The sequence below is a fragment of the Nocardioides cavernae genome, assembly GCF_013410035.1.
GTDB lineage: Bacteria > Actinomycetota > Actinomycetes > Propionibacteriales > Nocardioidaceae > Nocardioides > Nocardioides cavernae_A.
On record NZ_JACCBW010000002.1, the window covers coordinates 1,152,801 to 1,165,701 of the forward strand.

Genomic DNA, 12,901 nt, shown 5'->3' on the forward strand with positions numbered 1-12,901 from the left:
GAGTGTTGTTGTGCGTTCGAAGTTCATTGCCCTGACGGCTGCCGTCGCGCTGACGGCGTCGCTCGGCCCCGCCACCGCTGCGACCACGTCGGCGCCGGCCCCCGCGTCGAGCGCCGCCCCGGCAGCCAAGGCCCCGGTCGCCCCGGCCGCACGCAAGGCCGGCAAGCCCAACAAGAAGTGGAAGGTCCCGACGGGGCCGAAGTTCAACAACCCGATGATCCCGAAGGACCGCTTCGTCATCGAGCGCCACGTGCTGCGGGCCATCCGCAACACGCCCAAGGGCGAGAAGATCACGATCTCGGCCTACTCCCTCGACCGGCAGGTCTTCGCCGACGAGCTGATCCGCGCGAAGAAGCGCGGCGTCAAGGTCAAGGTGCTCCTCAACGACCATCTCGTCCCGAGCGCGCAGACCCGGATCCAGAAGGTGCTCGGCGCCAACACCAAGAAGAAGAGCTTCCTCAAGCGCTGCGTCTCGGGGTGCCGGGCCGACGAGAACGAGTACAACAACCTGCACAGCAAGTTCTACCTGTTCAGCAAGACCGGCCGGAACCGCAACGTCGTCATGCTCGGCTCCTACAACATGACGCTCAACGCCGTACGCTGGCAGTGGAACGACCTCTGGACCACGGTCGGCAAGAAGACGCTCTACAACGAGTTCGTCCAGCTGTTCAACGACATGCGTCCCGACTGGGACAAGCGCCGTGCCTCCTACGTCTTCTGCGAGAACGGCCGCGACTGCCCGGCCGGCGACCAGCAGAAGTACTACAACGTCGTCTTCCCGCGCCACACCACGCCCGGCAAGGACGTCGTCCTCGACATCCTCAACAACGTCCAGTGCGTCTACACCGACGCCGCCGGCGTGCAGCGCCGCACCCGTCTCGCGCTGTCGATGCACACCATGCGCGGCGGGCGAGGCAACTACATCGCCGACAAGCTCCGCGACCTGTACGCCCAGGGCTGCGCGCTGCGTGTCAACTACGGCCTGATGGGCTTCCACACCAAGCAGCACATCGGCGCCCCGACCGCGCGCGGCCGCGTGCCGCTGCGCTCGACCGGGTTCAACCTGGCCGACGACGTCCCGACGGGCGACCCCGAGATCGACAACATGCCCGAGAGCATCGAGCGCTACACGCACCACAAGTACTTCGTGCTCAAGGGCTCCTACAAGGGCAACGTCGACAGCAACATCGTGTGGACCGGGTCGACCAACTGGTCGAGCCTCGGCACGCCGCAGGACGAGATCATGTTCAACGTCCACGGCCGCGGCGTGGTGCGCGACTACCTGAAGAACTTCAACCTGATGTGGAAGAAGCCCTTCAGCCGCGACGCCTACACCACGACGTACTCGGAGTGGAAGACGGTCAACGGCCGCCGGGTCGGCAGCAAGCCGGTCACCACCATCGAGCCGGACCGGCTCACGCCGGGCGGCCCGACCTGGGAGAACGACTGACCGAGCGGGTCTCAGCCCTCGCGGCCGGACGCCTTCGACGCGTCCTCCGCCGGCAGGAGTGACTCGGCGAGGCTGCGGACCGTCTCCACGTCGGGACCCTGCAGCACGACGGTGCTGCCCTTGAGGTCGTAGGCCAGCACGGCTGCGCCGCTGTGGTCCCACGCGGCCCACGGGCCGGTGCCCCAGTCGGTGAGGTCGACGGCCTCGACGCTCGTCAGGCCGGACGCGGAGCCGAGCGCCTCGTCGGCGGTGCCGGGCAGCTGGTCGAGCACCACGTCGCCGGTGGGCGCGGTGAACTCCATGCGCCACCACTGCGGGTCGGGCTGGTAGCCGCCCCCGACCGTGGTCCAGCCGTCGGGCAGCGTCGAGGGCACCATCGTGATGAGGTCGTCGTCGACGGCGCGCAGCGCGGCCTTCTTGTACGTCGCCTCGACCGCGGGCTCGTCACCGAAGTCGATCGGGTCGACCGGCGCCGCGGGCGTCTCGGTGGTGGTCTCGCTGGGTGAGGCGCTCGCCGACGGGTCGCTCGCACTGTCGGGGGAGTCGCCCGAGTCCTGCCCGCACGCTCCGGCGAGCAGGACGAGTGAGGCGCCGAGGGCTGGTCCGATCGCACGGGTGAGTCGCATGCACTCCAGTCTCTCACGTCACGCCCGACGCTGGGGCGTGTGACGACCGTCTCGCCCCGCCGCCCTGCCCACGGTGAACGATCGATAACTAGACTCCGAGCGATCCAGCCGCGAGCGCACAGGAGCCCCGCATGCCCCGCCTCTGCCAGACCGACGGCCTCTCCGAGGACCAGACCGAGATCCTCAAGGCCGTGCGCCAGTTCGTGGACGAGCAGATCATCCCGGTGGCCCAGGAGCTCGAGCACGCGGACGAGTACCCGACCGAGATCATCGAGGGGCTCAAGGAGCTCGGCGTGTTCGGCCTGACGATCCCCGAGGAGTTCGGTGGTCTCGGCGAGAGCCTGCTGACGTACGCCCTGGTGGTCGAGGAGATCGCGCGCGGGTGGATGAGCGTCTCGGGCGTGATCAACACGCACTTCATCGTGGCCTACATGCTCGTCCAGCACGGCACGCAGGCGCAGAAGGAGAAGTACCTGCCGAGGATGGCGACCGGCGAGGTCCGCGGCGCGTTCTCCATGTCCGAGCCCGGCCTGGGCTCCGACGTGTCCGCGGTGTCCACCAAGGCCACCGTGCAGGACGACGGGTCGTACTCGATCACGGGGCAGAAGATGTGGCTGACCAACGGCGCCACCTCCACCCTGGTCGCGCTGCTGACCAAGACCGACGAGGGTGCCGACTCGGTCTACAAGAACATGACCACCTTCCTCGTCGAGAAGGAGCCCGGGTTCGGCGAGACCGCGCAGGGGGTCACCGTGCCGGGCAAGATCGACAAGATGGGCTACAAGGGCGTCGAGACCACCGAGCTCGTCCTCGAGGGCCACCGCATCTCCGCGGACCAGGTCCTGGGCGGGGATTCCGGCAAGGGCTTCTTCCAGATGATGGACGGCGTCGAGGTCGGCCGTGTCAACGTCGCGGCACGCGCGTGCGGGCTGGCGTGGCGCGGCTTCGAGCTCGCCATCGCCTACGCCCAGCAGCGCAAGACCTTCGGCAAGGCGATCGCGGAGCACCAGGCGGTGCTGTTCCGGCTCGCGGAGATGGCCACCAAGGTCGAGGTCGCCCACACGATGATGGTCAAGGCCGCCCGCCTCAAGGACACCGGCCAGCGCATGGACGTCGAGGCCGGGATGGCCAAGATGGTCGCGAGCGAGAACGCCAACGAGGTCGTCGAGGACTCGTTCCGCATCCACGGCGGCTACGGCTACTCCAAGGAGTACGAGATCGAGCGGCTGATGCGCGAGGTCAAGTTCATGCTCATCGGCGAGGGCACCTCCGACATCCAGAAGATGATCATCGGTCGCAGCCTGCTCAAGGACTACCGGCTGCGCTGAGCCCGCGGGCGGGGGAGCGTCAGGCGCGGGCCTCGGCCTCGGCGTCCGCCGCGGCCAGCGCCTCGCTGGCCGCCTCGACGACGTCGGGGGACAGGACGTGCTCGATCGCGAGCGCGGAGGCGCCGAGCACGGCAGCCTCGCCGCCGGCGCGTGAGGTCACGATGCGCAGGTGCTCGGTGGCCAGCGGTAGCGACCGCTGGTAGACCGACTCGCGTATCCCGGCGAGCAGGTGCTCGCCCGCGCCGGCCACCTGGCCCCCGATGACGACGACCGACGGGTTGATGAGGTTGACCATCGTCGCGACGACCTCGCCGATGTCGCGGCCCGCCTGCCGGACGACCGCCATGGCCGCCTGGCTGCCCGAGCGGACCAGCTCGACCACGTCGCCGCCGGTCTCGGCGTCCTCGCCCTGGGCGCGTACGGCCGTGGCCAGCGCCGGTCCCGCCGCGACCGCCTCGAGGCAGCCGGAGTTGCCGCAGCGGCAGGGGACGTCGTCGGCGCCGGGGACGCGGACGTGGCCGAGGTCGCCGGCGGTGCCCTGCGCACCGCGCTGGAGGATGCCGCCGGACACGATGCCGGCGCCGATGCCGGTCGCGACCTTGATCAGGACGAGGTCGTCGACGTCGCGCAGGTGCCTGCGGCGCTCGCCGAGGGCCATGATGTTGACGTCGTTGTCGACCAGGACGGGCACGGGGTAGGTCTGCTGGAGGTGCCCGGGGACGTCGAAGCGGTCCCACCCGGGCATGATCGGCGGGTTGATCGGGCGGCCGGTGGAGTGCTCGACCGGTCCGGGCAGGCCGATGCCGATCGCGGCGAGGTCCTCGATCGGGCGCTCCGTGGCGGCGACGAGCTCGCGCACCGACTCCAGCACCCAGCTCAGCACCGCCTCGGGGCCGTCGGCGACCGCGATCTGCGCGTCGACCTCGCCGAGGATCGAGCCGTTGAGGTCGGTCAGGGCGGCGCTCGCGTGCGTCGCGCCGATGTCGACGCCCACGACGAGCTTGGCGGTCGGGTTCAGCGCGAAGAGGGCCGGGGGTCGGCCACCGGTCGAGCGGGCGCCACCGAACGGGGCGACGAGCCCCAGGCGCATCAACGTGTCGATGCGGGCGGTGATCGTCGAGCGCGCCAGACCCGTCGCCTCGGCCAGCTGGGCGCGGGTCCAGGGCCTTCCGTCACGGAGGAGATCGAAGAGCTCACCGGTGCGCACCGCCGGAGTCAAGCACATGCACGACTTTGCACGCTAGGCCTAAGACTTTTGAGAGTCGCTCGACAAAAGCCCGTGACGCGTGCCACAGTGACGCCGTGCCCCCTGACACCACCCCCGCGAACGCCGCACCGGACGCGTTGGTCGCCACTGGCATGACCAAGAGCTTCTTCGGCAACACCGTCCTCGACGGCCTCGACCTGACCCTGCGCGCCGGCGAGGTCCACGGACTCGTCGGCGAGAACGGCGCCGGCAAGTCGACGCTGATGAAGATGCTGGCCGGCGTCTACACCCCCGACGGCGGGACGATCGTCGTGGCCGGCGAGCAGGTCTCGTTCAGCCACCCCGTGCAGGCGCAGCGCGCCGGCGTGTCGACCGTCTTCCAGGAGTTCAACCTCCTCCTCGAGCGCACGATCGCCGAGAACATCTGGCTCGGCCGCGAGCCCCGGCGCTTCGGCAGGGCCGGTCCCGTCGACACCGCCCGGATGCGCCGCGACACCGAGGAGCTGCTCACCGGCCTCGGCGTGTCCGGCCTCAAGGCGAGCACCCTCGTGCGCAGCCTCTCGGTCGCCGAGCAGCAGATCGTCGAGATCGCCAAGGCGGTCAGCTTCGACGCCAAGGTGATCCAGATGGACGAGCCCACCGCGGCGCTCGCCGACCACGAGGTCGAGCTGCTCTACTCGATCATCCGGCGGCTCACCGAGCGCGGCGTGGCGATCGTCTACGTCTCGCACCGGCTCAAGGAGATCTTCGACCTCTGCCAGACCATCACGATCCTCAAGGACGGCCAGCACGTCGCCACCCGGCCGGCCGCCGAGCTGTCCGAGGCCGAGCTGGTCCGCCTCATGGTCGGTCGTCCGCTCACCACCTACTTCCCGGAGAAGCCCGTGGACGTGGAGGTCGGCGAGGTCCGCCTGGCGCTGAGCGGCGTCGGCAACGGCTACGTCGACGACGTGTCGCTCGACGTCCGGGCCGGCGAGATCGTCGGTCTCGCCGGGCTGCAGGGCTCGGGTCGCACCGAGCTGCTCGAGACGGTCTTCGGCGTCCACCCGGTGGCGCGCGGGAGCATCTCCCTCGACGGCGCGCCGCTCAAGGTGAGCAGCCCGCGCCAGGGCGTACGCGCCCGCCTCGCCTTCATCACCGAGGACCGCAAGGCCAAGGGCCTCGCCCTCAACCAGTCGATCCTCGACAACGCGCTCGGCGTCGTGCGCTCGGTCTTCCCGCGCCGCACGGGTCAGGCCCGCCGCGAGATGCCGGAGGTGCTGTCCAACCTCGACGTCGCCGCCGCCAGCCTCGGCCAGGAGGTGCAGTTCCTCTCCGGCGGCAACCAGCAGAAGGTCGTGCTCGCCCGCTGGCTCAGCATCGACCCGCTGGTCGTGCTGATGGACGAGCCCACCCGCGGCATCGACGTCGGCGCCAAGCACCGCGTCTACGAGCTGATGCGCGAGCTGACCCGGCAGGGCGTCGCCGTGCTGATGGTGTCCAGCGAGCTGCCCGAGGTGATCGGCATGTCCGACCGCATCCTCGTGATGCGCGACGGCCGCCTCGCGGGCGAGCTGCCCGCGGGTTCGACGGAGGAGGCCGTGCTCGCGATGGCGACCGGCGCGACGAGCGAGGAGGACGCGGCATGAGCGCCACCGCCGCCCAGAGTCCCGGCCAGACGCCCGGCCAGACCCCCACCGCCCCCGAGCCGCGCGAGTCGGTGCGCCGGCGCCGCGCCGCCCGCCCCAGGAACACCGGCGGGCTCAGCTCGACCAGCCTGATCTACCTCGTGCTGGTCGGCGTCATCGCCGCGTCGGTCGTGCTGACCGCGATCGAGGGCCGCAACTTCTTCAGCCAGGGCAACATCTGGGCGGTCCTCACCGCGATGAGCGTGCTCGGCCTGATCGCCATCGGCCAGACCCTCGTGATCCTCGTCGGCAGCCTGGACCTCTCGGTGCCCTACGTCGTCAGCCTCGCCACGGTGATCGCCGCGGGCGGGATGAAGGGGCTCGACTCCAACCTGCCCGCCGCGGGGGTCAACACCCTCGGCCTGTGCGCGCTCATCGGCCTCGTGATGGGCCTGCTGGTCGGCGTGCTGCACGTCCACGGCTTCATCGCGAGCCTCGGCATCGGCCTCGTCGTCAGCGGCTACCTCGGCACCAACTACCAGGGCAGCCACGGCGACGCCTCGCCCGACCTCGAGCTCCTCGGTCGCAGCGGGATCGCCGGCATCATCCCGACGGCGTTCATCATCCTGCTGGTCGCCGCGGCGCTGGTCACGCTCCTGCTGCGCTACACCCGGCTGGGCCACCACCTCTACGCGATCGGCGGCAACCAGGACGTCGCGCGGATGTCGGGCGTACGCACCGTGGTGCCGGTCGTGGCCGCCCACGTGATGTGCTCGGTCCTCGCGGGCTTCGCGGCGCTGCTGCTGCTCTCCCGCACCGGGGTCGGCCTGCCGACGATCGGCTCCCAGGGCCGCTACGACCTGCTCTCCATCGCGGCCGTCGTGCTCGGCGGCACCCTGCTCGCCGGCGGCAAGGGCAGCGTCATCGGCACGATCGGCGGCGTCGCGATCTTCGCCGTCCTCGACAACGTCATGGGCGTCATGCAGGTCAACCCGTTCCTCAAGGACTTCGTGCGCGGTCTCGTGATCGTCCTCGCCGTCGCCGTGTACGCCCGCCGCAGCGTCGTGCGCCGCCCACCCCGCTTCGGCGGCTCGGGACCGCTGGGCGCGAGCCTCGGCACGAACCAGAAGGGAGGGGCCGCATGAGCACCGCGACCTCGACTCCGTCGCGCCCGTCCGCGGGCCGCGCGCTGCCGCTCACCGAGGGCTCGCTCGTCCAGCGCCTGCTGCGCGGCGCGCTGACCCCGGGCGGCGCCGTCTTCATCCTCGCCGCCGTCCTGTTCGTCGCGGTCGTCGCGATCAACCCCAACTTCGGCGACCCGCCGCAGCTGATCCGGTTCATCGGCCGCACCGCGCCGATCGCGATCGCGGCGATGGGCCAGTACTACGTGATCGTCTCCGGCGAGTTCGACCTCTCGATGGGGGCGGTGATCGCGACGCAGGTCGTCATCGCGGGCAACTACATCGGGCAGGACGAGGGCCGCGTGCTCCCCGCGCTCGTGCTGATGCTGCTCGTCGGCGCGGTGGTCGGGCTCGTCAACGGCCTCGGCACCACCCTGCTCAAGGTGCCGAGCTTCATCGTCACCCTCGGGACGATGCTCGCCCTGGGCGGGCTCGTGCGCTACCTCACCGGCGGCGCCGCCACGGGCAACCCCGTCGACACCTTCCGCGAGATCGGTCGCGGCGGCATCCAGGACGTCCCGGTGATCGAGGTCCTGCCCTACTCCGTGATCATCCTCGTGGCGATCATGGCCGGCGGCGTGTGGCTGATGCGCTCGCCCTTCGGTCGCACGATCATCGCCACGGGCGACAACCCCGACGCCGCCGGGCTCGCCGGCGCGCACGTGTGGTGGGTCAAGACCCGGGCCTTCATGCTCTCATCCCTCTCGGCCACCGTCGCCGGCATCCTGCTCGTCGGCTACGCCGGCGTGCACCCCTCGGTGGGCGCGGGCTACGAGTTCCAGGCGATCACCGCCGTCGTGCTGGGCGGCGTCGTGCTCGGCGGCGGCCGGGGCTGGCTGCTCTCCGCGGCCGCCGGCGCCTTCGCCCTCGAGCTGCTCTTCTCGTTCCTCAACTTCCAGGAGGTCGAATCCACCTGGAGGCCGACGGTGCAGGGAGTGATCATCATCCTCGCCGTGGCCGCTGCCGGTCGCGCCTGGTCACTCGGTCGGCGGCCCTCTCGGACATCTCCACCAGCAGCACCAGCACCACCATCCACCCCTGCCCACCCGGGCACTGAAACAGGAGAAAAGTGATGCGCAGAAAGATCCACCGCGCGCCGATCGCCGTGGCTTCGGCCCTGCTGCTCGGGGTGGTCGCCACCGCCTGCAGCACCGAGGACCCGACGGACACCGACTCGGGCTCGGAGAGCTCAGAGACCTCGGCTCCCGAGGAGTCCGAGGAGAGCCCGGCGGAAGGGGGAGAGCAGGAGTGGTTCGACCAGGCCGTCTACGACGAGCAGTACGAGCAGCGCTCGGCCACCTTCGAGGGTGACCCCGAGACGCCGTACCTGCAGTACATCGACGGCGAGATGACCGACACGTCGGAGTACAAGTCCAACAAGGCGGGCAAGGCCTGCTTCGCCAACGCCTCGATCTCCAACCCGTGGCGCCAGACCGGCTGGATCACCATGAACCAGCAGCTCAAGGCCCTGCAGGAGGAGGGCGTCATCTCCGAGATGGAGACCCGTGACGCCGGTGACGACGACAACACCCAGATCGCCGACATCGACTACTTCATCTCCGAGGGCAACTGCGACGCCTTCATCATCTCGCCCAACTCCACGGCGGCCATGACCGACGCCGTCGAGCGTGCCTGCGAGACCGGCAAGCCGGTCGTCGTCTTCGACCGCGGCGTCAACACCGACTGCGCCACCTCGTTCATCCACCCGATCGGTGGCTTCGCGTGGGGCATCGACACCGCCGAGTTCCTCGTCGACAACCTCGAGGAGGGCGACAAGGTCGTCGCGCTGCGCATCCTGCCCGGCGTCGACGTGCTCGAGCAGCGCTGGGCCGCCGCCGAGAAGATCTTCGACGAGAACGGCATCGAGGCGGTCGACTTCTTCACCGGCGCCGACCCGACCGAGATCAAGACGTTCATCACCGACGAGCTCAACAAGGGCGAGATCCAGGGCGTCTGGATGGACGCCGGTGACGGTGCCGTCGCCGCCATCGAGGCCTTCGAGGACTTCGGCGCCGACCTGCCGGTCATGACCGGTGAGGACGAGATGAGCTTCCTGCGCAAGTGGGAGGAGACCGGCCTGACCGGCCTCGCGCCCGTCTACTCCAACTTCCAGTGGCGCACGCCGCTGCTCGCCCTCCAGAAGATCTGGGCCGGCGAGGAGGTCCCGAAGGAGTGGGTCCTGCCCCAGACGCCGATCACCGAGGACGAGCGCGCCGACTACCTCGAGGCCAACGACGGCATGCCCGACGGCCACTACGCCAAGTTCGGCGGCGAGGACCTGGTGGGCTACCCCGAGGTGTGGCAGGAGCGCCAGATCCCCTGATCCGGCACCAGCAGCACTGACGCTCCTCTGGAGCAGCACCTGAAGCACCACCGAACGCGTCGGTGGGCCGGGCTCCGCGCCCGGCCCACCGGCGGCACACGCCCTCTGGAAGGACGGCCACCACATGCGCAAGATCGGCGTCAACACGTGGGTCTGGACCTCACCGCTCACCGACGCTGGGGTGGCCGACCGGCTGCGCAGCATCGCGGACATGGGGTTCGACGCGGTCGAGCTGCCCCTGGAGAACCCCGGTGACCTCACCGTCGACGTCGTCGCCGACGTCCTGGCCGAGACCGGGCTGACGCCGTGCGTGGTGGGCGCGATGGCGCCCGGGCGCGACCTCGTCGACGCGTCCTGCGTCGCCGACACCCAGGACTACCTCCGCGCCTGCGTCGACTTCGCGGCGGGCGTCGGGGCCGCCTCGGTCTGCGGCCCGTTCTACGCCTCCACGGGGCGGGTCTGGCGCATGGACGCCGAGCAGCGCGCGACGGCGTACGCCGACCTGCGCGAGCACCTCGCCCCCGTGGTCGAGCACGCGGCGAGCCGCGGCGTACGCCTCGGCATCGAGCCGCTGAACCGCTACGAGACCTCGCTCATCAACACGGTCGACCAGGCGCTCACCGCCCTCGACCCCCTCCTCGGTGACGGGCTCGGGCTCGCGCTGGACAGCTACCACCTCAACATCGAGGAGCGCTCCAGCGGCGACGCGATCCGCGCCGCCGGCAGCCACCTCGCGCACGTGCAGGTGTGCGGCAGCGACCGCGGCGCCCCCGGTGGCGACCAGACCGACTGGAAGGCCTTCGTCGACGCCCTCGACGAGGTCGGCTACGACGGGCCGCTCGTCATCGAGAGCTTCACCGCGGACAACGCCTCCATCGCCACCGCGGCCTCCATCTGGCGGCCGCTGGCACCCACCCAGGACGAGCTCGCCCGAGACGGCTTGTCCTTCCTCCGGACGCTCGTCTGAGCGCCCGTCACCGCAAGTCAGGAGAACCACGTGACCAGCACACCCAGCGCATCGGGCGCCGCCGGGTCCCCGGGGGTCGCCGTCATCGGCTATGCCTTCATGGGCAAGGCCCACTCCCACGCATGGCGCAACGTCGCAGCCCTCCACCCGGGCGCGCCCGGCGCTCGCCTGCAGGTGCTGGTCGGACGTGACGCCGACGCGGTCGCCTCGGCCGCCGGGCAGTACGGCTGGTCCGAGTCGGCCACCGACTGGCACGCGGTGCTGGAGCGCGACGACATCGACATCGTCGACGTCTGCGTCCCCGGCCACCTGCACGCCGAGGTCGCCATCGCCGCCCTCGAGGCCGGCAAGCACGTGATCGCGGAGAAGCCCCTGGCCAACAGCCTCGCCGAGGCCGAGAAGATGGTCGCCACCGCCCGCGCGGCCCGTGAGCGCGGCGTGCACTCGATGGTCGGCTTCAACTACCGCCGCGTCCCCGCCCTCGCGCTGGCGCGCCAGCACATCGCCGCCGGTCGGATCGGTGAGGTCCGGCAGGTGCGGGTGTCGTACCTGCAGGACTGGCTCGCGGACGCCGCGGCCCCGATGACGTGGCGGCTGCGCCGAGAGCTCGCCGGCTCCGGTGCGCTGGGCGACCTCGCCTCGCACGCCGTGGACCAGGTCCGCTACCTGACCGGCCACGAGGTCACGGCCGTCAACGCCATGACCCAGACCTTCGTCCCGCAGCGTGCCGGCGAGTCCGGCATGGAGGACGTGACCGTCGACGACGCGGCGTGGAGCACGATGCGCACCGATCGCGGAGCCGTCGTCAGCCTCGAGGTCTCCCGGATGGCCTCCGCGCGCAAGAACGCGCTCGAGATCGAGGTCTACGGCAGCACCGGCGCGGTCCGCTTCGACCTCGAGTCGCTCAACCACCTCGACGTCGCGCTCGACGGCGCCAGCACCTTCTGCCGTCGGCTGGTCACCGACCCGGGCGACCCCTACATCGACGGCTGGTGGCCGCCCGGCCACGTGCTGGGCTGGGACGCCACCTTCACCAACCAGGCCTCCGACTTCCTCACCGCGCTCGCCGCCGGGCAGGAGCCGACGCCGTCGTTCGAGGACGGGCTCGCCGTGCAGCGCGTGCTCGCCGCGATCGAGGCCAGCGCCGCGCAGGCAGGCAGCTGCGTCGAGGTCGAGCGGGGCTTGGCCTGATGGGTCGACCGTTCACGCTCTTCACCGGCCAGTGGGTCGACCTGCCGCTCGAGGAGGTGGCCCGGCTCGCGGCCGAGTGGGGGTACGACGGGCTCGAGGTCGCGGTCTCCGGCGAGCACCTCGACGCCTGGCGCTGGGACGACGACGACTACGTCGCCGAGCGGCTCGGCATCCTGGAGCGGCACGGCCTGCAGCTCCACGCGATCTCCAACCACCTCACCGGGCAGGCGATCTGCGACGACCCGATCGACTTCCGTCACCAGGCCATCGTGCGCGAGCGCGTGTGGGGCGACGGGGACCCCGAGGGCGTACGCCAGCGGGCGGCCGAGGAGATGAAGCTGACCGCACGCCTCGCCCAGCGGCTCGGGGTGCGGACCGTCGTCGGCTTCACCGGGTCATCGATCTGGCAGTACGTCGCGATGTTCCCGCCGGTGCCGGCGGAGCGGATCGAGGCCGGCTACCAGGACTTCGCCGACCGGTGGAACCCGATCCTCGACGTCTTCGACGAGTGCGGCGTGCGCTTCGCCCACGAGGTGCATCCCTCGGAGATCGCCTACGACTACTGGACGACGCGGCGCGCGCTCGACGCGGTGGGCAACCGGCCCGCGTTCGGCATCAACTGGGACCCGAGCCACATGATGTGGCAGGGGATCGACCCGGTCGCGTTCATCACCGACTTCGCCGACCGGATCTACCACGTCGACTGCAAGGACACCCGGATGCGGATGGGCGGCGGCCGCAACGGCATCCTCTCCTCGCACCTGCCCTGGGACGACCCGCGGCGAGGGTGGACCTTCGTGTCCACCGGCCACGGCGACATCCCCTGGGAGGACTGCTTCCGCACCCTCACCGCGATCGGCTACGACGGTCCGATCTCGGTGGAGTGGGAGGACGCCGGGATGGACCGGCTCCGCGGGGCGCCTGAGGCCCTCGCCCGCCTGCGCGCACTCGACTTCGAGCCGCCGGCGGTGTCGTTCGACGCCAACTTCAGCAAGCAGTCGGAGACCTGAGGCAGGGCCCG

General features: G+C 70.7%; 11 protein-coding genes. 9 read left to right on the forward strand and 2 right to left on the reverse strand.

Going from position 1 to position 12,901, the window contains the following annotated elements:
* Positions 1-10 precede the first annotated feature (10 nt).
* Complete coding sequence (locus tag F4692_RS13035; protein WP_179620043.1) at positions 11-1,450, forward strand: phospholipase D-like domain-containing protein; 1,440 nt, start codon at positions 11-13, stop codon at positions 1,448-1,450.
* 11 nt (positions 1,451-1,461) lie between these two features.
* On the opposite strand, the gene F4692_RS13040 is transcribed toward F4692_RS13035, so the two are convergent.
* Positions 1,462-2,076 carry a hypothetical protein gene (locus F4692_RS13040; protein WP_179620044.1) on the reverse strand — a complete coding sequence of 205 codons (615 nt, stop codon included), beginning with the start codon at positions 2,074-2,076 and terminating at the stop codon, positions 1,462-1,464.
* Between the two features lie 131 nt (positions 2,077-2,207).
* On the opposite strand from F4692_RS13040, the gene F4692_RS13045 reads away from it, so the two are divergent.
* Positions 2,208-3,404: an acyl-CoA dehydrogenase family protein gene (locus tag F4692_RS13045; RefSeq protein WP_179620045.1), complete on the forward strand. Its 1,197-nt coding sequence runs from the start codon at positions 2,208-2,210 to the stop codon at positions 3,402-3,404.
* A 19-nt stretch (positions 3,405-3,423) separates the two neighbouring features.
* Here F4692_RS13045 and F4692_RS13050 read toward each other — a convergent pair whose 3' ends face one another.
* Positions 3,424-4,611: an ROK family transcriptional regulator gene (locus F4692_RS13050; protein WP_308645294.1), complete on the reverse strand. Its 1,188-nt coding sequence runs from the start codon at positions 4,609-4,611 to the stop codon at positions 3,424-3,426.
* Positions 4,612-4,706: 95 nt separating this feature from the next.
* Here F4692_RS13050 and F4692_RS13055 point away from each other — a divergent pair, with 95 nt between their 5' ends.
* The 7 genes from F4692_RS13055 (at position 4,707) to F4692_RS13085 (ending at position 12,890) form a co-directional block, all read left to right on the forward strand.
* Positions 4,707-6,239 (forward strand): sugar ABC transporter ATP-binding protein, encoded by a 1,533-nt coding sequence (locus F4692_RS13055; protein WP_218858411.1) that lies wholly within the window; start codon positions 4,707-4,709, stop codon positions 6,237-6,239.
* Positions 6,236-7,363, forward strand: coding sequence for an ABC transporter permease (locus tag F4692_RS13060; RefSeq protein ID WP_179620047.1), 1,128 nt, complete (start codon positions 6,236-6,238; stop codon positions 7,361-7,363). The genes F4692_RS13055 and F4692_RS13060 overlap by 4 nt, the downstream gene beginning before the upstream one ends.
* A complete protein-coding gene (locus F4692_RS13065; protein ID WP_179620048.1) occupies positions 7,360-8,472 on the forward strand; it encodes an ABC transporter permease in 1,113 nt (370 codons plus the stop codon). The genes F4692_RS13060 and F4692_RS13065 overlap by 4 nt, the downstream gene beginning before the upstream one ends.
* Positions 8,472-9,722 (forward strand): substrate-binding domain-containing protein, encoded by a 1,251-nt coding sequence (locus F4692_RS13070; protein WP_179620049.1) that lies wholly within the window; start codon positions 8,472-8,474, stop codon positions 9,720-9,722. Before F4692_RS13065 ends, F4692_RS13070 begins: the two co-directional genes overlap by 1 nt.
* Before the next feature lie 124 nt (positions 9,723-9,846).
* On the forward strand, positions 9,847-10,689 hold the full coding sequence (locus F4692_RS13075) for a sugar phosphate isomerase/epimerase family protein (RefSeq protein ID WP_179620050.1): 843 nt from the start codon (positions 9,847-9,849) through the stop codon (positions 10,687-10,689).
* A gap of 30 nt (positions 10,690-10,719) precedes the next feature.
* Positions 10,720-11,880, forward strand: a complete 1,161-nt coding sequence (locus tag F4692_RS21830; protein ID WP_179620051.1) for a Gfo/Idh/MocA family protein — start codon at positions 10,720-10,722, stop codon at positions 11,878-11,880.
* On the forward strand, positions 11,880-12,890 hold the full coding sequence (locus F4692_RS13085) for a sugar phosphate isomerase/epimerase family protein (RefSeq protein ID WP_179620052.1): 1,011 nt from the start codon (positions 11,880-11,882) through the stop codon (positions 12,888-12,890). Before F4692_RS21830 ends, F4692_RS13085 begins: the two co-directional genes overlap by 1 nt.
* Positions 12,891-12,901 lie beyond the last annotated feature (11 nt).